We start from the raw sequence: 21523 nt of genomic DNA, 5'->3' as shown, positions 1-21523 counted from the left end.
ATGGACACCCACGAGGCGCTGCACGGCGCGGCTGTCGACGTCGTCCTCCTCGTCCAGTGCACCAGCCCCTTCATCGTCCGCGAGGACGTCGACGGCATCGTGAACGCGATCGTCGCGAACGGCGCCGTAGGCGGCGTGACTGAAGTGTCTCGTCTGCGGGCGCGTTGGGGCTGGTCGCGCCCACGCGGCGGAGCCGCATATCGATACAGTCCCGCGCCCCTGAAGGGGCGCTGCAGTCCCCGGTGTTAGCCCTGGCCCAGGCCGTTCAGCGGCACCCGCCGCGCCTCCAGCCTCCGGCGTGCGATCCGCCACCCCGCCTCCACCCGCACCACCGTGTCCACGTACGTCACCGATCCGCACGAGCCGTCCGTCCTGATGCCCAGCCCCTTCGACCGCACCCGGACCTGGCCGTCCGCCAGCTCCTCCACCACTACGTTGGTGACGTGATGGGCGACAGGATTCCCGGCGCCCAACGCCAGGGACGCGTCCGCGAGTTGGGTGAGGCCCTTCAGTGTGCCCTGGCCGAAGTCGGTGAGGTCGTATTCGACGTCCGGGGTGAACACCTCGGCGGTGCGGTCGAGTTGGCCCTCGTCGACCAGGTGGCCGTGCAGTGCGATCAACTCCGTGATGGTCAGGCGGTCTTCGAGAGTCAGTGGCATGTCGCGCACACTTTCACGCCGGGCGCTGCGACTGTGCGGGAATTTCGACCTCGCCCCGCCGGTGCACCGGTCTCGCCAGCAGTGCCCCCAGGAAGCCCGCGATCAGGCCCCATAGCGCTGCCAGCCCCACTGCCGACCACAGTTCGGGCTTCAGGAACAGGTCTCCCGACAGGCCACCGCCCACGTCGCCGATGCCGAGCAGGGAGAGGCCGTAGTGGGCCGAGATCCGTCCGACCAGGCAGATCATGAGGACCGCGAGGGCGAAGGCGATCGCCAGGTGGACGGCGTGCTGCCAGGCGCGTACGTGGGCCGGGGAGCGGGCGGCCATCAGGAAGGCGGCGGTCAGGAGCAGGATCGCGTTCACGGCCAGGAGCCACCACACGCCGCTGTCGTGGGCGGCCAGTGAGCGCAGGTTCAGGGTGGAGACGTCCGGGGTGCGCAGGACCTCGTTCAGGAGGCGTGGGACGGGGAGGCCGAAGGGGCCGTCCACCCGGCCGTTCCAGGTGGCGCCCAGGCCGATCGTGAGCGCCAGCCAGACCAGGTTCGGCATGCCCAGGAGGATGAGGGCGAAGGTCTGGGCGGCGTAGCCGCGTGTCGCCGCCACGACGAGGGCCAGGACGACGCCGAGTGCCACGTAGGCGAGGAGCAGGGCCACCACGGCGAACGCGGCCGGGCGTACCGACGCGTGGAAGCGGAGGAGGCGGGCGGGGAGCGGGGCGCCGGGGGAGACCAGGAGGGCCAGCAGCAGTACCCCTGCAAGCCACAGCAGGCCGAACAGGACCGTCCGCGGCACGTCCGCCGCGAAGCCGACCTCGGGCGACGTGCCGAGCAGGTCGCCGATGTCGCCGAGGGTCCCGGTGCCCAGGGAGACCGAGAACTTCTGGCGCGCGCCCAGGGCCAGTCCGATCAGGGCGAGCAGCCACAGGACGGCGACGCGACCGGCCCAGCCGGCCAGTTCCGCCCCCGAGGCGACCGCGCGGTGCCGCAGGGGCCGTAGGAAACCCGCCGCGGTCGTCAGGGCGCCGGTCAGGGTGACCGAGAGGGGGATGACGGTCAGGCCTGCCTTTGTGTCGGCCAGGTCGCCCGCGTTCCCGGTGAGCTTGACGGTGCCGCCCACGGCCGTCACCACCGTGGCCGTGACGACCCGGGGGAACGCGCCGTCCGGGAGGTCCGTGGCGCCCGCCGCCCACAGGCCCAGCGCGGACACCACGCCCATGCTGAGCAGTCCGGCCAGCACCGTGCCGAGCGCCTGGAGCCAGCCGTGGCGGGCTACTGCCTGGTCAGAGGGGGTTCGGGGGGTCACACGGCCACGCTAAGCAGCGGCCGGGGAGCGCGCCCGCCGGGAGGGCCGTCCGCGTCGGCTTGCGGGCGGACCATGACCCGAGCACACAATGGGTTCGTTGTGGATAAAGCGGCATGAGTCGGTATGAATGCCGCTGTCGCCCGCGTCGGGAAGAAGAGCTCGTGAGCGTCGAACCTCCGTCTTCAGGCCGCCCCACCGGACCGCCCTCCGGCCCGCTGTCGGGACCCTCCCAGCCGCCTTCGGGCCCGCCCTCGCAGCCCACGGGCGGCGGCGGTGCGGGAGCGCCGGAGCCGCACCGGCCCTGGTGGAAGTCGGTGCCGCGCGTCGCGATCCTCACGGCCGTCGTGGTGGCCGCCGTGGTTCTGGGCCTTGTCTTCACCCGGTCCGACGGCGGTTCGGGCAACACGGCGGGCAAGGGCGAGGTCTTCCTCCAGTCCGCGGCCAAGACCGGCCCGGACCCGTTCACGGAGTCCACCGCGACCGAGAACTCCGCCCCGCCCGTCTCCGCCTCACCCACCGCCTCGGAACCGGTGAACGCGGTACGCGGCGTCGACGGCGGCGCCCCCGGCCTCTACGGCGGCACCCAGAACGTCTCCAGCTGCGACGTCGAGAAGCAGATCAAAGCCCTCCAGGCGGCCCCCGCCAAGAACGCGGCGTTCGCGTCCGTCGCCGGCGTCCAGCCCGCCGGAGTCCCCGCCTACCTGCGCTCGCTCACCCCCGTACAACTGCGCATGGACACCCGTGTCACCAACCACGGCTACCGCGACGGCGCCGCCACCAGCTACCAGGCCGTCCTCCAGGCCGGCACCGCCGTCCTCGTCGACAACCACGGCGTGCCCCGCGTCCGCTGCGCCTGCGGCAACCCCCTGTCGCCGCCCGTCGCCCAGCAGACCACCCCGAAGCGCACCGGCGACACCTGGTCCTCGTACCGCCCGCAGAACGTCGTCGTGGTCACCCCCGCACCCCAGATCATCAACATCTTCGTGATCTACGACCCCGACAACCACCACTGGTTCGGCCGCCACCACGGCGACACGGGCAAGCACGACCACAAGACCCCGGCGCCGGTGAACCCGGCCAGCCCCTCGGTGACCGTGTCCCCGCCGCCGTCCTCCAACTCCCCGTCGCCGTGCGCCTCCGCGTCCTCCGGTGCGCCGGGAACCCCGGGAACGCCCGGGACGTCCACCAGCCCGTGCCCGCCGACGTCGAGCGCACCGTCCTCCTCGTCGCCGAGCTCGGAGTCCCCGTCGAGTCCGGACTCCCCGTCCTCCGAGCCGCCGTCGACGGAGTCGTCGGCCGCCTCTTCCGCCTCCTCGGCCTCGTCCTCCCCACCCGAATCATTGGCCTCCGACACGACCACGACCTCGTCGTCCAGCTTCAGCGCGCCGGTTTCGCCGGGGTCGATTTCACCGTCCCTCTGATCGGGGGGACTGCCGGGCGTGGGGCTGGGTACGAGCACTGGTACGACAGCGACCGGCAGTGCCGCCTTCCGAGAGAGACACGCATGATCGACCACCGGGACGGGGTAGTGATACCGACTCGTTTCGACGTGCCCGTGGAACCGCTGCGGCGGGCGGCGCACTACACCGGCGAACCGGGCTGCATCTCCGCGGCCCGGCACTTCACGCACCAGTTCCTCGAACAGCTGAGAACCGAGTGGTGCGCCACGATCGACGACCAGTCCGACGGTGAACTGCTCCTGGTCGTCAGCGAGTTGGTGACCAACGCGGACCGGCACAGCAACGGCCCGTACATCCTGGAGCTGGAGGGCACGGACACCTCGGTGACGGTGTCCGTCTGCGACAGCAGCGTCGCCCTGCCCCGGCTCTTCGCCCGGGACCCCGAGCGCATCGGCCGGCACGGCCTGGAGATAGTCCACGCCCTGGCCGCGCAGGTGAGCGTCGAACGGGTACCGGTCGGCAAGCGGGTGCGCGCCGTGGTGTACCTGAGCGCCGAGGACCGCTAGGAGATCACGCCCCGGTCCGGGTGGCCGTGATCAGCTCGTGCAGGTACCGCTTGGTGACCCGGCCGCCGTGCCGCGTCTCCAGCAGCTCCCGCAGACAGGCCAGCAGGCCCTGGCGCGAGGGCTCGTCCAGCGCGAGATGGCCCGAGTACGTGAGCACGACGTCGAGGTACTCGTCCGTCGTGTACGTGATCTCCCGCGCACCGCGCCACACCGTGACGTCCGCGAAGTGCGCGGAACGCTCGAACTCCCCGGTGTCCGTCGCCGTTTCGTCCTCGGTGGGACTCCGGAAGTCGGGCGGAGTGGCCGGGTCCCAGCGTTCGTAGCAGCGCTGCATCCGGTCGAAGAAGTCCTGGGTGCCGCCCGCCACATGGTGCGTGGTGACGACCGCGAGGTGCCCGCCGGGACGCAGCGCGGACGCCGCCCTCGCCAGGAACCTCCCAGGATCGAACCAGTGGTACGCCGTCGCGATCGCCACCAGGTCGAACGGCTCGTCCGGCACCTCCCACAGCTCGAAGTCCGCGACCTGCACGTCCACGCGCGGGAAGGCGCTCAGGTTGCGCCGGGCCACCGCCGCGAGCGACGCACCCAGCTCCACGGCGGTCAGCCGGCAGCCGAACTCGGCGAGCGGGACGGTGAGTTGACCGGTGCCGGGGGCGATCTCCAGGACCCGGCTGTCCGGGCCGAGGCTCGCCGTGCGGGCCAGTTCGTCGACCAGGGGGCGCGGATACCGGGGGCGGGCCCGGTCGTAGCGCTCGGCCACCGTGTCGAACGTGTCGCGCAGCACCGTTCAGGCACCCTTTCGTATCGGCGATTCCCCCCAGGGCAGAATGCTGATCCCTTGCCCTCACGTCCAAGGCTTTTAGTCTGAGGGGGTGAGCAACCAAGCGCCGTACCAAGCCCGCGTGATTCCGCTGCGCCCGCACGAGCCGGCCCCTCACCTGCCGGAGCCACAGGTTCCCGCGCCCAAGGAGCCTCTGTGGCGCGACCTGGTCGGTGACGTCCTGCGACGCGAACGCCTCGCCCAGGAGCGCACGTTGAAGGATGTGGCCGACGCCGCCCGGATCTCCATGCCGTATCTCTCGGAGGTGGAGCGGGGCCGTAAGGAGGCCTCCTCGGAGGTCCTCGCGGCCGCCGCCCACGCCCTCGGTCTCGACCTCGGCGACCTGCTGTCGCTGGCCCAGGACGAACTCGGCCGGCATCGCAACAGGCGTCAGGGCAGGGTCACTTCGCCGTACAACGGGCAGCTCAGTCTGGTCGCCGCCTGACAGCGCCGCTCAGAGCGGGCCGAGGCGTCGGCTGACCACCTCGTCGGCCAGGCCGTACGCCACGGCCTCCCGCGCGGTGAACACCTTGTCGCGGTCCATGTCGGCGCGCAGCGTGGCGATGTCGTGGTGGGTGTGCCTCGACAGCACCTCCTCGACCTGGGAGCGGATCCGCACCATCTCCTTCGCCTGGAGGGCGAGATCGGAGACCATGCCGCGCTGCCCGCCGCTCGCCGGCTGGCCGAGCAGCACGCGCGCGTGCTCCAGGACGGACCGCCGTCCGGGGTCTCCGCCGGCCAGCAGTACGGCCGCCGTCGAGGCGGCCTGGCCGACGCAGAACGTGGAGATCGGGGCCTGTACGTACGTCATCGTGTCGTAGATCGCCATCAGCGAAGTGAACGATCCGCCGGGCGAGTTGATGTAGATCGCGATCTCGTTCTCCGGGGCCGACGCCTCCAGATGGAGGAGTTGCGCGATGACGACGTTGGCGACCCCGTCGTCGATCTCGGTGCCGAGGAAGATGATCCGCTCGGACAGCAGCTTGCTGAACACGTCGTACGACCGCTCGCCCTGCGGGGTCCGCTCGACGACGTTCGGAATCGTGTACGTCCCCATGTCAGAGCCCCATCCGTCGCTTCGAGGCGGCCGGGCGCACGTCGTCCAGAGATTCGACGACCCGGTCCACCATGCCGTACTCCTTGGCCTGTTCCGCCGTGAACCAGCGGTCGCGGTCGCCGTCGCGGCGGATGGTCTCCTCGCTCTGGCCGGTGTGCCGCGCGACGATCCGCTCGACGGTCTTCTTGGTGAACTCCAGGTTCTCCGCCTGGATCTCGATGTCGGCGGTGGTGCCGCCGATGCCCGCCGACGGCTGATGCATCATGACCCGCGCGTTGGGGAGGGCGTAGCGCTTGCCGTGGGTGCCGACGCTCAGCAGGAACTGGCCCATGCTCGCCGCGAAGCCCATCGTCAGCGTCGAGACGTCGTTCGGGATCAGCCGCATCGTGTCGTAGATCGCGAGGCCCGCCGTCACCGAGCCGCCCGGGCTGTTGATGTACAGGCTGATGTCCGTGCGCGGGTCCTCCGCGGACAGGAGCAGCAACTGGGCGCAGACCCGGTTCGCGGAGACCTCGTCGACCTGCGTGCCGAGGAAGACGATCCGCTGCCCGAGGAGTTGGGCCGCGAGGTGGTCGTCGAAGTGGGAGGACGGGGTGTCGAGCTCCTCGGCGCGTGGCATGAGGGCCGGTGCGAAACCGGCCGTGAGTGGAGACATGGGCACTCCTTGTCCAGGGTGTCGAAGGTGTCGTGACCTGTCTCCACTGTCGGCCGACAACGCCCCGGCCTGGGGATTTCTAGGCCCTCAGCAGATTCGCCGTGAGCAGACGGGTCAGCCGGTGCCCTTGCGCCGGTGGGGGCTGGGCGCGCCCCGCAGGGGATAGGACACCTGAAGTGTTCGGCAGTCGACCGATGAGTTTCGCGGCTCGCCCCAGTCGATACAGATGACCGTGTTCGATGCCCCCTGGAGCCCATGGAGGAGCTCATGACCACCGACGCACCCACCGACGGATTCACCACGTGTCTCTGGTTCGACGGCCAGGCCGAGGAAGCCGCCCACCACTACGTGTCGATCTTCAAGAACTCCAGCATCGGCCGCATCAGCCACTACGGCGAGGGCGCCCCGCAACCGGCGGGCTCGGTGCTCACCGTGGAGTTCACGGCCTTCGGCCAGAAGTTCGTCGGGCTGAACGGCGGCCCGGAGTTCAAGTTCACCGAGGCGGTCTCCTTCCAGATCCCGTGCGAGAACCAGGAGGACATCGACTACTACTGGACCAAGCTCACCGACGGCGGCGAGCCCGGCCCCTGCGGCTGGCTCAAGGACAGGTTCGGCGTGTCCTGGCAGGTCGTTCCCGCCCGGCTGATCGACATGATCACCGACCCGGACCCCGCGAAGGTCGCCCGGGCGACGGAGGCCTTCATGAAGATGGGCAAGTTCGACCTCGCGGCCCTGGAGAAGGCCTTCGCGGGGGAGTGACGGCCGCTCCTCGGTCACATCGACAGGCCCTGCGCCAGCGTCGCCACCTCGGCGGCGCTCAGCGCCCTGCCGTGGACCCGGAAGTCGTCGACCGTGCCCTTCAGGTACGGATCGGCGTACTGCGACCTGCCGATGTATCCGGCGCGGATGTGGTTGCCGAAGCGGCGCGGCTCCACGGTGACGGCCGCGTTCCGGCCGGCTTCGGCGCCGTCGACGTACAGGACGGCGGTCCCGTCGCCGTACGTCACCGCCACGTGCACCCAGCGGTCGGTGGGCAGCGGGTCGGCGTCGATGCGCTGCTCGGCGCCCGCCCCGCCCGCGGTGATCGCGTACCGCAGGGTGCCGTCGCCGCTGAGCGGGGTCAGGAACATGTTGGCGGTGACGCCGGTACCGAGGTCGAAGATCCGGCTCCAGGTGCCCGGTCGGCCGTCCAGCCGGACCCAGGCGGCGAGCGAGTACGCGGAGGCGCCCGCCAACAGGTCCTCGGCGAGGGCGACATGACCGTCGACCCCGTCCAGCGCGACCGCGCCACCCGGGCGGCCGTCCGTCGACCACGAGGCACCGCCGACCAGTTGGGCCGTACGGCCATGGCCCGTCGCGTCGGACGCCGCGGTCCCCGAGGTCTCGTCGAAGCGGTGCCAGGCGGCGAACTCCGGGGGAGGGGGCGGTGGTTCGCCGGTCAGCCAGTACACCGAGTAGTGCTGGTGGTGGACGCGGGCGATCGGCAGCAGGGTCACGTCCGCGTCGTCGGCGCGGGCGGTGAAGCGCAAGGGGTCCGACGACTCCTGCCGTACGGAGTCGACGTCCAGGCGTGACAGCCAGGGATCGGCTCGATCGCCGAACGCCCCCGCCAGCACCACCGGGCCGTGCAGTACCGCCTGTACGTCGGGGTCGTCGGGGGTCGCCTCCACGACGGTACGCATCGGCAGGGACACCTCGACCCGGTCGCCGGTGCGCCACGCCCGCTCCAGGGTCAGCCAGCTCCCGGGCTTCGGACGGTCGGGCAGCGTACGGCCGTTGAGGGTCGCGCGGGCGTCGGCGGCCCAGGCCGGGACGCGCACGCGCAGTCGATGCGTGGCCCGGCCCGCCGTGACCGTCAGGGTGGTGCCGGAGCGGTCGGGGAAGCCGGTGGTCTGCCGCCAGGTGATGCCCCGCTCGCGCCACACGACCTGCGAGGGGATGAACAGGTTGACCAGCAGGGCGCGTTCGTCGTGCGTGTAGATCGTGTCGGCGAACTTGGCGTGCGTCTCCATGCCCGTGCCGTGGTCGCAGGAGAAGTTGTCGTAGTCCGTGGAGTAGGCGTTCGGATCCGTGCCCATGAAGGACGGCTGGCGCTTGAACGAACCCGGCGCCAGACCGGTGTAGTAGATGTTGAAGCCGTGCTCGGAGTCCGGGTCCTGCTCGCCCAACAGCTGGTTGAACAGGGCCCGTTCGTAGAAGTCGAGCAGCTCGACGCGCTCCGGCGTGTGGAGGTGCAGCAGCCGGGTCAGCTTGAGCATGTTGTAGCTGTTGCAGTTCTCGCAGGTGTTGTCCGACAACTGCCCCGCCACGACGTCCGGTTCGTGGAAGGCCTCGCCGTTGCTGTTGCCGCCGATGACGTACGAGTGGTGGCCGGTGACGATCTGCCAGAAGTTCGCGGCGATCGTGCGGTACCGCTCGGGCAGCCCCTCCTCCCACAGCCGCAGCGCGCCGACCATCTTCGGGATCTGCGTGTTGGCGTGCAGTCCGGCGAGCCGGTCCTCGTCGCGGGCCAGCGGGTCGAAGACCTGGGCGTGGGTGAAGCGTTCGGCGACATCGAGCCAGGTGCGGTCACCGGTGAGGGCGTGCAGATCGGCGAACACGTCGTTCATCCCGCCGAACTCGGTCTCCAGCACCCGCTGCATCTGCTCGTACGACAGCTTCGCGGTGCGCGCCTCGACCCAGTGGGCCTGCCGGAGCACGACGTCCAGGGCCTGGTCGCCGCCGGCCAGCCGGTACTGCTCGACCAGCCCCGCCATGATCTTGTGGATCGTGTAGTACGGCGCCCACACCCCGGTCCCGGCCTCCAGCCGGTCGAAGAAGCTCTCCGGGAACGCGGACAGATACCCCTCGCCGAAACCGGCGGCGGGGGAAGCCGCCTGACACGTCGCCAGCTCGGCGACGAGGGCCCGGCCCTTGTCGCGCAGGGTCGCGTCACCGGTGCCGGCGTACGCGAGGGCGAGTCCGGAGAGGAGATGGCCGGTGGAGTGGCCGCGCAGTTCCACGTCCGGGCCCTCCCAGCCGCCGCAGGGCTGGGCGTCGCTGGGCAGTCCGACGTTGGTGCGGAAGGTGTGCAGCAACCGGTCGACGTCGACGAAGCGCAGATAGGCCGAGTTGCGGCGCTGGTTGTCCCGGAAGGGGCTCTCCAGCAGGGTCACGGCGGTCAGCGGGAAGGGGCGGGCCGGAGGGAGTGCCGGTGCGGCTCCGGTGGCGGCGTGCGCGGTGCCGCCACCGCCGGTGAGGGCCAGGGCCGCCGAGGTGGCACCTGCGGCCGCGAGCAACTGACGTCTGCCCAGGGGTGGGGTCATCACCAATGTCCTTCGCATGTCGAGGAGTTGGGAGTCGGAGCGGCGGTGTCCCTCCGCCACTCCACTCCTGTTCGAGATCCCGAATGTTGTGCGACATGCTGTGCGCAGGACACGCTATGCGCCCGCTGTGTGATGTCAACAGGGCCGTGTGAGACGGCAGTTGACCGTGAGGCGACCGCGCGGAGGGGGATCAGCTCTCGCTGTCCAGCAGCAGCGCATGCAACTCGGCCGCCCGCCGGGCCAGTTGCTCGGCCTCGTCGGCCTTGGCGCGGGTGCGCGGCCGGGGCAGGGTGATGTCGAGGACGGTACGGATCCGGCCGGGCCGGGGCGTGAGCACGACCACCCGATCGGCGAGCAGCACCGCCTCGTCCACGGAGTGCGTGACGAGGACGACGGTGGACGGATGCTCGCGATGCGTGCGCTGCAACTCGGCGCACAACTCGTCCCGGGTGAGCGCGTCGAGCGCGGAGAACGGCTCGTCCATCAGCAGCACCCGGGGCCGCTGCATGAGCGACCGGCACAGCGCGACCCGCTGCTGCATCCCGCCGGACAGCTCGTGCGGCAGGCGGCGCTGGAAGCCGTCGAGGCCCATCGTCCCGATCAGTCCCAGCGCCAGTTCGCGCGAGCCGTTCTTCCGGTCGCCCGAGATCTCCGCAGGCAGGAGCACGTTGTCCAGCACCGACCGCCACGGCAGCAGCGCCGGACGCTGGAAGAGGAAGGCGCAGTCGCGGCGGGGCCCGGTGACGGCCCGGCCGCCCATCAGGACCTCGCCCCGCGTCGGCGGCACCAGCCCGGCGATCAGTCGCAGCAACGTCGACTTCCCGCAGCCGGACCGCCCGACGACCGCCACGAACTCGCCGTCGGCCGCCTCCAGATCAATATCGTGAAGCGCTTCGACGGAGCCCCGCCGATGCGCGAACTCCTTGGACACGCCCCGTAGTTGGATCACGCGTCGACTCCCGTCGGCCGCCGTGCGCGGAGTACCGAAAATCGCTCTGCTGGATTGTGACATGCTCGCGTACGATTTTCCGGATCGCGACCCCGGCGATAAATCCCCACCAAGTGCCGCCGTCCCCCACCCATTCCCCCGTCAGGGAAGGTCGCATGATCCGCTCATACCGCACAGCGACGGTTTTCTGCGCGGCGGCCACGTTACTTGCCGCCGCTGCCTGTGGCTCCAACTCCCCTTCCAAGACCCCGAGTTCGGCCAAGGATCACATCACCTACGTCACCGCCTTCGGTGCGGCGGGACGGGACGCCTTCGCCTGGGTCGCCGAGCAGAAAGGGTATTTCCGGCAGGCGGGAATCGACGTAAAGATCGAACTCGGAAAGGCCACGGGCGAGAATCTCAAGGCCCTCGCCTCCGGAAATGCGCAGTTCACGAGTTTGGACTTCACGGGCGCGATGATCTCCGCAGGGGCCAAGAACTCCACGGCCTACCGCGACTTCCGCGCCGTACTCGCCATCCACCAGCGGACCCTCGTCTCCATCATGGCGATGCGGGGTTCGGGCATCACCACTCCGAAGGACCTCAAGGGCAAGCGGATCGCGGCCGCCGCCAACTCCGTGAACCAGCTGCTCTTCCCCGGCTACGCCAAGCTCGCCGGCATCGACTCCGCGGGAATCCACTGGATCGCAGTCCAGCCCGTCCAGTTGGGCCCGGCCCTCGCGAGCGGGAAGGCCGACGCGCTCAGCACGTTCCTGATCGGCCGGCCCACCATCGAGAAGGCCACCGTGCAGGCCAAGTCGAAGCACGTGGTGGTGTTCCCGTACAGCAGCTACCTGCCCGACCTGTACGGCAACGCGACGGTCACCACGGCCTCCATCGCCGCGAAGAAACCGGACCTGGTCAAGCGCTTCCGCACCGCGCTGCTCAAGGGGCTGGAGTACACGATCCAACACCCCGACGAGGCAGGGAAGTTGCTGCATGCCAAGCACCCGGAGACGGACGCCGCGGCCGCGACCGCGGAGATCAAGCTGATGACGCCGTCCGTGACGGCCGAGGGCGAGTCGTCCATCGGTCTGATCACCGAGGCGCGGATGCGGCGGGCGATCACCAGCCTCCAGAACGCCGGAGTCGTCCAGCCGGGGATGACACCGCAGGACGTCGTCGACTTCACGGCCATGAAGGGGAGTTGACGGACTTGGAGACCCCGCTCCCGTACGTCTTCGACAACGACCACCCGGAGGCCGCCGACCGGCACGGCCAACTCCCGGCGATCCTGGACGAGTTCACGATCTCGCGGCTGACCTCCCTCGGTGACCTGACCGGCCTGCGCTGTCTGGAGACCGGCGCCGGGGGCGGCAGCATCGCCGCCTGGCTCGCCCGTGCGACGGGACCGACCGGGCGGGTGCTCGCCACCGACGTCAACACCCGTCATCTGCCCCCGAGTCCGCCGTACGACGTGCTCGTGCACGACCTGGAGAGCGAACCGGTGCCGGACGGGCCGTGGGACGTGATCCACGCCCGGCTGGTGCTGCTGCACCTGCCCGGACGGGAAGCCGTGCTCCGAAGGCTCGCGGCGGCGCTCGCACCCGGTGGCGCACTGGTGGTGGAGGACTTCGAGACGACCTTCCGCAAGCTGGTGCTTGCGGCCCCGACGCGGGAGGCGGCCGAACTGGTCGACCGCTACCACGAGTTGCTCGTCGAACGCGTCCTGCCCGCCCACGGCAACGACCCCACCTGGGCGGGACGCGTGCCCGCCGCCATGCTGGAGGCGGGCCTGGCCGACGTGGACACCGTGATCCAGGCCCGGTCCTGGCCGGGCGGCACCGCGGGCGCCCTGCTGATCGGCGCGAACATCGCGCAGGCGCGGGAGGACTTCCTGGCGGCCGGCATGACGGAGGCCCAACTCGACGAGCTGGACCGGCTGGTGGCCGATCCCCGGCTGCTGGTGCGCGGCCACTTCACCTACTCGACCATCGGCCGCAGGCCCTCCGCGTGAGACGCGTCCTGGCGGCGGGACCGCCGGTGCTGGCGGCCGCGTGCGCCCTGGCCGCGTGGTGGCTGGCGACCGTCGCCTTCGGCATCCGGCCGTTCCTGCTGCCGTCACCGCCCGACGTCGTCCGTGCCTTCGGCCGGCTGCCCGGCTATCTGCTGCGGCAGACCTGGCAGACGTTCACCGAGACGGCCGTCGGCTTCGGCCTGGCCGTGGGCGCGGGACTCGCGACCGCCGTCCTGCTCACCGCCTCGCGCGGCGTGGAACGGGCGGTCATGCCGCTCCTGGTCGCCGTCAACGCCGTACCCAAGATCGCGGTGGCGCCGCTCCTCGTAGTCTGGCTCGGCTTCGGGACCGCCCCGAAGGTGTTCATGGTGGCGCTGCTCGCCTGGTTCCCCGTCGTGGTCTCGACGATGGCCGGGCTGACCTCGGTCCCCCTGGAGCTGACCGAGCTGGCCCACTCCCTCACCGCCTCCCGCTGGCAGACCTACCGCAAACTCCGCATCCCCTGGGCGCTGCCTCAGGTCTTCATCGGCCTGCGCCTGGGCGTCACCCTGGCCGTCGTCGGCGCGGTCGTCGGCGAGTTCGCGGGCGGCGACCAGGGCCTCGGCTACGTCATCGTGGCCTCCGGCGGCAACGCCGACACCCCGCTCGCGTTCGCCGCGATGGCCCTGCTCAGCGCGATGAGCGTGCTGCTCTTCTATGCCGTCGTCCTCGCGGAGCGGGCGCTGCTGCCCTGGGCCCGCGAGATCACCGGCTGAGCGACCGTCCCCGGAGCCACCGCACGGGCCGTCCCCGCGATCCCCGCGCCCGCTCCGCGTAACCAGTGCGTTTCGGACGTTAATTTCCGCGCCCAAAGGGTTGGCGGAAAACCATCCCCTCGTTATCGTTCACCAACTTCACTCAATCGTTCGGCTGAACGAATAGCGACAAGGACGGTCGGTACATGTCCGACATCCACCACCCGGGCCGCCGGTCGGTGCTCGCCGCGGGTGTCGCCTCGGCCGCCGCGCTCGGCGGGTCCTGGCTGCTGTCCGGCTGTAGTGGGGCACAGGCCGCCCCCGTCCTGCCGGCCGCCGCCGCGAAGGGCGCCCCCGACCGCGGCGGCACCCTGCGCATCGCCCGGCCGCCCGCGTCCGACGCCGAGACCCTCGACCCGGCCAGCTCGCTGTCCGCGTACGAGTACCTGGGCGCCCTCTACAACCGGCTCGTCCGCGTCGCAGCGAACGGTGAGCTGGCCCCCGACCTCGCCGAGTCCTGGGAGACCGACGCCAAGGCCCGCACCTGGACCTTCCGCCTCCGCAAGGGCGTCGCCTTCCACGACGGCCGCGCCTTTACCTCCGCCGACGCCGCCTACACCCTGCGCCACATCCTCGACAAGGCGACGGCGTCCCCGCAGGCCGCGGTCCTCGCCCCGCTCATCGACCCCGCGAAGCTGGGCACGCCCGACGCCCACACCCTCGTCGTCCCGCTGAAGAGCCCGAACGCCGAGTTCCCGAGCCTGCTGACGCACTACAACTGCTACGTCATCCCCGACGGCAGCGCGAAGTCGATCGGCCGCACCGGCATCGGAACCGGCCCCTTCAAGCTGGAGTCGTTCGCGCCCGCGGGCCCCGGCCGCGTCACCGCTTACAAGGACCACTTCGCGGGCCGCCCCGTCCTCGACGCGATCGCCTTCTACTCGGTCGCCGACATGTCGGCCCGCTCAAATGCCCTGCTGGCAGGCCAGGTTGACCTGCTCTCGCAGACCAACCTCGACTTCGCGACCGCCCGGGTGGTCGCCGCGTCCGACCGCGCGACCATCGCCCGGGTGAAGAACGCCCAGTGGTACGTCCTCCCGATGCTCACCACCGAGAAGCCCTTCACCGACGTCCGCGTCCGCCAGGCGATGAAGCTCGCCTACGACCCCGAGCACGTGGTCAAGGTCGCCCTCCAGGGCGCGGGCACCCCCGGCTGGGACAACCCCGTACCGCCGAGCGACCCCGCGTACATCTCCGCGCATCCCAAGCACGACCCGGAGAAGGCCAAGTACCTGCTGAAGCAGGCGGGCCACGAGGGTCTGGCCATGGACCTCTACACCTCCTCCTACGACCCGCTGTTCACGCCGATGGCGCTCGCCTACCAGGACTCGGCGAAGCGCGCCGGCATCCGCATCAAGGTCAAGACAGCCTCCGCTGACTCCTACTACACACAGATCTGGATGAAGAAGCCGCTGATGGCCACCTACTGGTTTACGGGCCGACCCGTCGACCAGCTCTTCACCCAGATCTTCCGCAGCGGCTCCTCCTACAACGAGACCGCCTGGTCGGACAAGCAGTTCGACGCGGTGCTCGACCGGGCCCGCGCAGAGATCGACGACACCAAACGGCGCGAACTCTACGGCGAGGCACAGACGTTGGTGATCGAGAGAGGCGGGGCGATGACCCCGATGTTCGCCGACCGGCTCGTCGGCATCTCCCGCAAGGTGCGCGGATACGCCGAGCACGGCTTCGAGTTCGACTACCTCAACATCGGCCTGAAGGGAGCCTGAGCATGCTCTCCTTCATAACCCGCCGTGTCGCAGCGGCAGTTGGCACCCTCTTCCTCTCCTCCATCCTCGTCTTCCTCGCCGTCCAGGCGCTGCCCGGCGACGTCGCCACCCAGATCCTCGGCAAGGACGCGACCCCGGACGCCGTGGCCGCCCTGCGCGAGAAACTGAAGCTCGACCGGCCGGCCTGGGAGCGCTACTGGGACTGGGTGTGGGGTGCGCTCCACGGCGACTTCGGCACCTCGCTCGTCTCCGGCAAGGCCGTCGGCGGCGAAGTGTCCATGTATCTCGGCAACTCCGCGCTGATCGCCGTCGTCACGGTCCTCTTCGCGGTCACCGGATCGATCGTCCTCGGCATCCTCGCGGGCCTCTACCGCGACCGGTGGCCCGACCACGTCATCTCCACCGTCAGCCTGGTCGGCATGAGCGTTCCCGAGTTCGTCGTGGCCACCGTGCTCGTCCTGTGCTTCTCGGTCGCGCTCCCGTGGTTCCCGGCGGTCGTCCTCTACGGCCCCGACGCCACCGTCTCCCAACTCCTGTCCGCCGTATGGCTTCCCGCGCTCGCGCTCGCCGTGGTGATGGCCGCGTACATCGTCCGCATGGCCCGCACCTCGGTGATCGACGTGATGGCCACCGAGTACGTCACCACCGCCCGCCTCAAGGGCCTCTCCACCTGGCGGGTCGTCACCCGACATGCCCTGCCCAGCGCCCTGTTGCCCACGCTGCACGTCATCGCGCTCAACGTCGCGTGGCTGGTCGGCGGGGTCGCGGTGGTCGAGAACGTCTTCAACTACCCGGGCATCGGCAAGCTGATGCTCTCCTCGGTGCAGAACCGCGATCTGCCCACCATCCAGGCCATCGCCCTCATCAGCGCGGTCGTCTACGTCGTCTGCAACCTCGCGGCCGACCTGGCCACCATGGCCCTCAACCCCAGGCTCCGCACCCGAGGGAGGACCCGATGACCACGCTCGACACCGTCCCGCCGACGGCCGTACGAGGCGCCCGCACCGCCCGCGCCTGGCGCACCCTGACCAGCTCCCGCACCGCCGTCATCGGCCTCGCGATCGTCGCCGTACACGTCGTGATCGCGCTGCTGGCCCCCCTCCTCACCTCCTACGACCCCATCGCCAACGACGCCAACCACGCCCTGCTCGGCCCGAGTTGGAGCCACTGGGCCGGCACCGACCAGTACGGCCGGGACGTCCTCACCCGCGTCCTCTACGGCGGCCGGTACGCGCTCGGCATCTCCGTCACCGCGACCCTGATCACCGTCGCCCTCGGCACGGTCATCGGATGCGCGGCCGCCCTGCGCGGCGGCTGGTTCGACGACGTACTGGGCCGGGTCCTGGACGCGATCCTGTCCATCCCCGCGGTTCTGGCCCTGCTCGTCGTCGTGACCGCCCTCGGCACCGGCCCGGCGGTCATCGTCCTGGCCGTCGCGATCGTCTACGTCCCGCAGGTCGTCCGTGTCGTCCGCGGCGCCGCCCTCGCGGTCGTCCCCGCCGACTACGTGACCGCGGCCCGCGCCCGGGGCGAGAGCACCTGGTCGATCCTGCGCCGGGAGATCCTGCCGAACATCACGGACGTGGTGTGCGTGGAGTTCGCGATGCGGGCCTCCTGGGTCGTGCTGCTGATCTCCTCGCTGTCCTTCCTCGGCTTCGGCGCCGACCCGCCGACCCCCGACTGGGGTCTGATGGTCGCCGAGAACCGCACCGCCATCACCGTCGTCCCCATGGCGAGCCTCGCCCCCATCATCGCCCTGGCCACCCTCGTGGTCGGGCTCAACCTCGCGGCCGACGGCCTGTCCAAGGCGTGGGGCGTCGACCGGATCAGGGAGGGCTCCTGATGGCCTCGATCGTGTCCGTCAACTCCCTGTCCGTGGCCTACCGTTCGGGTGGCCAGGACGTCCCCGTCGTGCACGAGGTGTCGCTGGACGTCGCCGAGGGGCAGACCCACGCCCTCGTCGGTGAGTCCGGCAGCGGCAAGTCGACCATCGCCGCGACCCTCCTCGGTCACCTGCGGCACGGCTCCCGGATCACTGGGGGCTCGGTCCAGGTCGCCGGTGCCGACGTATTCGCCCTGCCCGCACGGGAGTTGAGGCGCCTGCGCGGCGGAACGGTCGCCATGGTCGGCCAGAACGCGGGCCACGCCCTCACTCCCTCCATGCGCATCGGCCGGCAGATCGCCGAGGCGGGCGGCGACGTCCCCGTCGTCGACCTCCTCGAACAGGTCCGGCTGCCGAACCCCGCCGAACTCGCCCGCCGCTACCCGCACGAACTCTCCGGCGGCCAGCAGCAGCGCGTCGCCATCGCCATGGCCATCGCGGCCCGCCCCAAGGTCCTCGTCCTCGACGAGCCGACCACGGGCCTGGACGTCGTCACCCAGCGCAGCGTCCTCGACCTCATCGCCGCCCTGCGCGACGAACTCGGCCTCGCCGCAGTGCTGGTGAGCCATGACCTGGGCGTCGTCGCGCACATGGCCGACGAGGTGACCGTCCTGCGGTCCGGCCGTGTGGTGGAGTCGGCACCCACCAGGCAGCTGTTCGCCCAGCCCCAAGACGCGTACACCAAGCGCCTGTTGGCGAGTGTGCCGCGACTCGACGACACCGGGCTCGCGGTCGTCGGCGAGGCGGGGGAACGAGAGGTCAGGCCCAGGGCCGAGGTCCCCGCCGACGCCCCTGTGGCCGTGTCCGCGCAGGACATCACCATCGACTACGGCAGCATCCGTGCCGTGCACGGCGTGTCCTTCGACGTCCGGCGTGGCGAAGTCCTCGCCCTCGTCGGTGAGTCGGGCAGCGGCAAGTCCACCCTCGCGTGGAGCCTGGCCGGACTGCGCACCCCGTCCGGCGGCACGATGAACCACGCGGACGGCGACCTGGCCCGCCCCGCGCAGCAACGACCGCTGTCCCTGCGCCGCCGGGTACAGCTCGTCTTCCAGAACGCCGACACCTCGCTCAACCCCCGCCGCTCCGTGGGCGACGCGGTCCGCCACCCCCTGCGCTTCTTCGGCACGGTGACCGACCGTACGGAGGCGACCGAGCGGGCCCGACAGCTGATTTCCGACGTCCGGCTCGACCCCGCCCTCGCCGACCGCCTGCCCGCGCAACTCTCCGGCGGCCAGCGTCAACGCATAGGTATCGCACGGGCGTTGGCAGGCGAACCGGATGTGTTGATCGCCGACGAGATCACCACCGCCCTGGACGTCTCCGTCCAGGCCGACGTCCTCCGGCTCCTCGACGACCTGCGCCGGGAACGCGACCTGGCCTGCCTGTTCATCAGCCACGACCTGGCCGTCGTACGGGGCATCGCGGACCGGGTCGTCGTCCTGCGCCACGGAGTCGTCGTCGAGGAGGGCCCGACGGAGTCCGTCTTCGCCGACCCCCAGCACCCCTACACCCGCCAGCTCATGGCCGCCGCCCTCGAACCCGACCCCGACGCGCAGCCCTACGTCGACGACACCGCCGACTGGGCCGACGCGGCGGACGGGGACGACATCTGGACCGACCAGGGCGACGACGGCCACCGCGTCCGTCGCTGGCGTCCCCTCAACGCCCCCGTGGCGGAAGGAGCTTTGTGAAGTACCGCGAGCAGTTCGAGCGCCGGGTCGTCCGCGAGGACGTCTGGATCCCCACCCGGGACGGAAGGACCCGGCTGCACGCCCGCATCTGGCGGCCCGCTGACGCCGAGTCGGACCCCGTGCCCGCGCTGCTCGAATACCTCCCGTACCGCAAGAGCGACTGGACGGCGCCCCGCGACGCCCAGCGCCACCCCTGGTACGCCGGACACGGCTACGCCTCCGTCCGCGTCGACATCCGGGGGCACGGCGACAGCGAGGGACTGCCCGGCGACGAGTACGACGCGCAGGAACTCGCCGACGGCGTCGACGCCGTCAACTGGCTTGCCGCGCAAGCCTGGTGCACCGGCAAGGTCGGCATGTTCGGCATCTCCTGGGGCGGCTTCAACTCCCTCCAGATCGCCGCCCTCGCGCCCGAACCGCTCAAGGCGATCGTCACCGTCTGCTCGACCGACGACCGCTACGACAACGACGTCCACTACACGGGCGGCGCCGTCCTCGGCATCGACATGCTCGCCTGGGCCGGCACCATGCTCGCCTTCGCCTCCCGCCCGCCGGACCCGGCGAGCGTCGGTGCGGACCGCTGGGTGCCGATGTGGCGCGAGCGCCTCGACGCCCTTGAACCCTTCCTGCACACCTGGCTCGACCACCAACAGCGCGACGACTACTGGAAGCACGGCAGCGTCTGCGAGGACTACACCGCCATCGACGCGGCCGTCCTCGCGGTCGGCGGCTGGAACGACCCTTACCGGGACGCGGTGTTGCGGCTCGTCGAGCACCTGCCCGGCGACCGCGTCCGGGGGATCGTCGGCCCGTGGTCGCACCAGTACCCCGACCGGGGACTGCCGCCCGGCCCGGCCATCGGCTTCCTCCAGGAGACCCTCCGCTGGTGGGACCAGCACCTCAAGGGCATCGACACGGGCGTCATGGGCGAGCCGCTGCTGCGGTCCTGGATCACCGACCCGGTCCCGCCTGCGACGTCGTACGACGTGCTGCCGGGCCGTTGGGTGGGGGACACCAACTGGCCGAGCCGGAAGGTCAGTTGGGACTCACGTCCGCTCGGCGCGAGCGCGGACCCCGTCCTCGTGCGCTCCCCGCAGCACACCGGACTCGACGCCGGCCGTTTCTTCCCCTTCGGCAACGCGAGCGACCTGCCGCCCGACCAGCGCGAGGAGGACGGCCGCTCGGTCTGCTTCGATTCCGAACCGCTCACCGAACGCGTCGAGATCCTCGGCCGCCCGCGCGTCCGACTCCGCCTCGACAGCGCCACTCCGCGCGCCCATGTCATCGCCCGCCTGTGCGACGTGGCCCCGGACGGCTCGTCGACGCTTGTCACCCGTGGTGTGCTCAACCTGCTGAGCAGGCACGGCCGCGACCGGGCCGTCGAATGGACACCGGGGACGTACGAGGACGTCGAGTTCGAGCTGACCGGCATCGGCTACGCCGTCCCGCCCGGCCACCGCATCCGCCTCGCCGTCTCCGACACGTACTGGCCGTGGGTCTGGCCGCACGGCGAGCGCGGCGAGCTGCGGGTCGTCCCGGCCGAGAGCGCCGTACAACTGCCCGTGCGGGAAGCGGGAGATGAGCCGCTGATCCGTTTCGAGGAGCCGGAGCAGGCGATCCCGCTCGACGTAACCTACGACCAGCCCGCCGACCCGACCCCCGAGCGACTCGTCACGCACGATGTCGCCAAGGGGGAGTGGACGCTGGAGGTCGACCCCAACTACGGGGGATCGCGGACGTATCCGGACGGGCTGCGCTACGAGGAGAGCGCACGGGAGACGTACCGCATCCACGGTGACGACCCGCTGTCCGCGAACGCCGTGTCGGAGTGGCGCATCCGGTTGCGGCGCGGGGACGACTACGACGCTGAGATCATGGCGCGGACGGAGCTGCGCGCCACGGCCGCGGACTTCGTCATGGACAGTCGCGTCGAAGCACGGGCGAACGGAGAGACAGTGGCCAAGCGCGCATGGCACCGCACCACCCCGAGGACGTCGGGATGACGGCCGCCAAGCAGCCCCAGCCGGCCACCAAGTCCCCGCGCCGGGCCGTCGCCGCCGCCGACCGCACCCGGCAGCCCACCGAGGTGCGCCGCCGGCTCATCGTCGAGGCGGCCGTCCCGCTGATAGCGGAACGTGGTTACGCCTCGGTCGGCGTACGGGACGTGGCGGCCGCGGCCGGGGTCTCCGTCGGCACCGTCACGTACCACTTCGGCAGTGTGCAGGAGATCCTCTCCGAGGCGATGGTCCTCCATATCGAGCGCTACTACGCCGAGTTGAGCGAGACGGCCGAACAGGCGACGAGCGGCGCCGAGGCGCTACGGCTGCTCGTCGACGCGCTGTTCACCGAGGACACCGACCGGCACTGGCGCATGTGGTTCGACTACTGGAACGCGGGCGAACAAGGCACGGACGAGGCCTTCAGCGGCGGACAGGCCCATCGCTACGAGACCTGGCACCAGCAGATCCGCGCACTGGCCCAACGGGGCGTCACCGACGGCGAGTTCGACTCCGACGACCTCGACGGCTTCACGGTCCGCTTCGCCGCCCTCGCCGACGGCCTCGCCCTGCAACGGCTGCGCCAGGCACCCCCGTTGAGCACCCAGGACGCCCGCCGCCACCTCAACCGCCTCATCGAGACGGAACTCGGGCGCCGATCACCCGGGTGACCCAGCGAACCTTCCTTCGTGCCCTCCAGGTAGTCGCACGGCGTGGTC

General features: G+C 70.9%; 20 protein-coding genes and 1 pseudogene. 14 read left to right on the top strand and 7 right to left on the bottom strand.

All coding sequences use genetic code 11. The features are described 5' to 3' along the window. Nucleotides 1-141, top strand: a pseudogene (locus tag ACNFOC_RS08510) (transferase); the annotation flags it as partial. Nucleotides 142-245: 104 nt separating this feature from the next. On the opposite strand, the gene ACNFOC_RS08505 reads toward ACNFOC_RS08510, so the two are convergent. After that, nucleotides 246-659, bottom strand: coding sequence for a nuclear transport factor 2 family protein (locus ACNFOC_RS08505; protein WP_416958302.1), 414 nt, complete (start codon nucleotides 657-659; stop codon nucleotides 246-248). A 13-nt stretch (nucleotides 660-672) separates the two neighbouring features. Further along, nucleotides 673-1962, bottom strand: coding sequence for a streptophobe family protein (locus ACNFOC_RS08500; protein ID WP_416958300.1), 1290 nt, complete (start codon nucleotides 1960-1962; stop codon nucleotides 673-675). 161 nt (nucleotides 1963-2123) lie between these two features. On the opposite strand from ACNFOC_RS08500, the gene ACNFOC_RS08495 reads away from it, so the two are divergent. Together ACNFOC_RS08495 and ACNFOC_RS08490 are read left to right on the top strand one after the other, a co-directional pair. Continuing rightward, on the top strand, nucleotides 2124-3383 hold the full coding sequence (locus tag ACNFOC_RS08495; RefSeq protein WP_416958298.1) for a DUF6777 domain-containing protein: 1260 nt from the start codon (nucleotides 2124-2126) through the stop codon (nucleotides 3381-3383). Nucleotides 3384-3466: 83 nt separating this feature from the next. Continuing rightward, the gene (locus tag ACNFOC_RS08490) at nucleotides 3467-3928 is read left to right on the top strand and encodes an ATP-binding protein (protein WP_416958295.1); all 462 of its coding nucleotides are present in this window, start codon (nucleotides 3467-3469) and stop codon (nucleotides 3926-3928) included. Between the two features lie 4 nt (nucleotides 3929-3932). Here the strand turns inward: ACNFOC_RS08490 and ACNFOC_RS08485 are convergent, their stop codons facing one another. Next, nucleotides 3933-4712, bottom strand: coding sequence for a class I SAM-dependent methyltransferase (locus tag ACNFOC_RS08485; protein WP_416958292.1), 780 nt, complete (start codon nucleotides 4710-4712; stop codon nucleotides 3933-3935). Between the two features lie 88 nt (nucleotides 4713-4800). Here ACNFOC_RS08485 and ACNFOC_RS08480 point away from each other — a divergent pair, with 88 nt between their 5' ends. Then, complete coding sequence (locus ACNFOC_RS08480; protein WP_416958290.1) at nucleotides 4801-5193, top strand: helix-turn-helix domain-containing protein; 393 nt, start codon at nucleotides 4801-4803, stop codon at nucleotides 5191-5193. A 9-nt stretch (nucleotides 5194-5202) separates the two neighbouring features. On the opposite strand, the gene ACNFOC_RS08475 is transcribed toward ACNFOC_RS08480, so the two are convergent. After that, nucleotides 5203-5805, bottom strand: a complete 603-nt coding sequence (locus ACNFOC_RS08475) for a ClpP family protease (RefSeq protein WP_416958288.1) — start codon at nucleotides 5803-5805, stop codon at nucleotides 5203-5205. 1 nt (nucleotide 5806) lies between these two features. Continuing rightward, nucleotides 5807-6460 carry a ClpP family protease gene (locus ACNFOC_RS08470; protein WP_416958286.1) on the bottom strand — a complete coding sequence of 218 codons (654 nt, stop codon included), beginning with the start codon at nucleotides 6458-6460 and terminating at the stop codon, nucleotides 5807-5809. 255 nt (nucleotides 6461-6715) lie between these two features. On the opposite strand from ACNFOC_RS08470, the gene ACNFOC_RS08465 reads away from it, so the two are divergent. After that, nucleotides 6716-7219, top strand: coding sequence for a VOC family protein (locus ACNFOC_RS08465; protein WP_416958284.1), 504 nt, complete (start codon nucleotides 6716-6718; stop codon nucleotides 7217-7219). Between the two features lie 14 nt (nucleotides 7220-7233). On the opposite strand, the gene ACNFOC_RS08460 is transcribed toward ACNFOC_RS08465, so the two are convergent. Both ACNFOC_RS08460 and ACNFOC_RS08455 read right to left on the bottom strand, forming a co-directional pair. Further along, nucleotides 7234-9765: a beta-L-arabinofuranosidase domain-containing protein gene (locus tag ACNFOC_RS08460; RefSeq protein WP_416958283.1), complete on the bottom strand. Its 2532-nt coding sequence runs from the start codon at nucleotides 9763-9765 to the stop codon at nucleotides 7234-7236. Nucleotides 9766-9955: 190 nt separating this feature from the next. Next, nucleotides 9956-10714, bottom strand: a complete 759-nt coding sequence (locus tag ACNFOC_RS08455) for an ABC transporter ATP-binding protein (protein ID WP_416958281.1) — start codon at nucleotides 10712-10714, stop codon at nucleotides 9956-9958. Nucleotides 10715-10869: 155 nt separating this feature from the next. On the opposite strand from ACNFOC_RS08455, the gene ACNFOC_RS08450 reads away from it, so the two are divergent. The 9 genes from ACNFOC_RS08450 to ACNFOC_RS08410 all read left to right on the top strand — a co-directional run bounded on the left by ACNFOC_RS08450 (nucleotide 10870) and on the right by ACNFOC_RS08410 (nucleotide 21475). Then, complete coding sequence (locus ACNFOC_RS08450; protein ID WP_416958279.1) at nucleotides 10870-11904, top strand: ABC transporter substrate-binding protein; 1035 nt, start codon at nucleotides 10870-10872, stop codon at nucleotides 11902-11904. A gap of 5 nt (nucleotides 11905-11909) precedes the next feature. After that, nucleotides 11910-12710, top strand: coding sequence for a class I SAM-dependent methyltransferase (locus ACNFOC_RS08445; RefSeq protein ID WP_416958277.1), 801 nt, complete (start codon nucleotides 11910-11912; stop codon nucleotides 12708-12710). After that, nucleotides 12707-13465, top strand: coding sequence for an ABC transporter permease (locus ACNFOC_RS08440; RefSeq protein ID WP_416958275.1), 759 nt, complete (start codon nucleotides 12707-12709; stop codon nucleotides 13463-13465). Before ACNFOC_RS08445 ends, ACNFOC_RS08440 begins: the two co-directional genes overlap by 4 nt. A 185-nt stretch (nucleotides 13466-13650) precedes the next feature. Then, complete coding sequence (locus ACNFOC_RS08435) at nucleotides 13651-15234, top strand: ABC transporter substrate-binding protein (RefSeq protein ID WP_416958273.1); 1584 nt, start codon at nucleotides 13651-13653, stop codon at nucleotides 15232-15234. A gap of 2 nt (nucleotides 15235-15236) precedes the next feature. Beyond that, nucleotides 15237-16193, top strand: coding sequence for an ABC transporter permease (locus ACNFOC_RS08430; RefSeq protein ID WP_416958271.1), 957 nt, complete (start codon nucleotides 15237-15239; stop codon nucleotides 16191-16193). Further along, nucleotides 16190-17077: an ABC transporter permease gene (locus ACNFOC_RS08425; protein ID WP_416958269.1), complete on the top strand. Its 888-nt coding sequence runs from the start codon at nucleotides 16190-16192 to the stop codon at nucleotides 17075-17077. Before ACNFOC_RS08430 ends, ACNFOC_RS08425 begins: the two co-directional genes overlap by 4 nt. Next, entirely contained in the window at nucleotides 17077-18807 is a 1731-nt protein-coding gene (locus ACNFOC_RS08420) for a dipeptide ABC transporter ATP-binding protein (protein WP_416958268.1), read from the top strand. The genes ACNFOC_RS08425 and ACNFOC_RS08420 overlap by 1 nt, the downstream gene beginning before the upstream one ends. After that, on the top strand, nucleotides 18804-20810 hold the full coding sequence (locus ACNFOC_RS08415) for a CocE/NonD family hydrolase (protein ID WP_416958266.1): 2007 nt from the start codon (nucleotides 18804-18806) through the stop codon (nucleotides 20808-20810). The genes ACNFOC_RS08420 and ACNFOC_RS08415 overlap by 4 nt, the downstream gene beginning before the upstream one ends. After that, nucleotides 20777-21475 carry a TetR/AcrR family transcriptional regulator gene (locus tag ACNFOC_RS08410; RefSeq protein ID WP_416958264.1) on the top strand — a complete coding sequence of 233 codons (699 nt, stop codon included), beginning with the start codon at nucleotides 20777-20779 and terminating at the stop codon, nucleotides 21473-21475. The genes ACNFOC_RS08415 and ACNFOC_RS08410 overlap by 34 nt, the downstream gene beginning before the upstream one ends. Nucleotides 21476-21523: the final 48 nt, after the last annotated feature.

Source organism: Streptomyces colwelliae (assembly GCF_048158785.1).
GTDB lineage: Bacteria > Actinomycetota > Actinomycetes > Streptomycetales > Streptomycetaceae > Streptomyces.
Note: the sequence above shows the minus strand (reverse complement) of the source record. Positions and strands in the feature narration are given on the sequence as shown.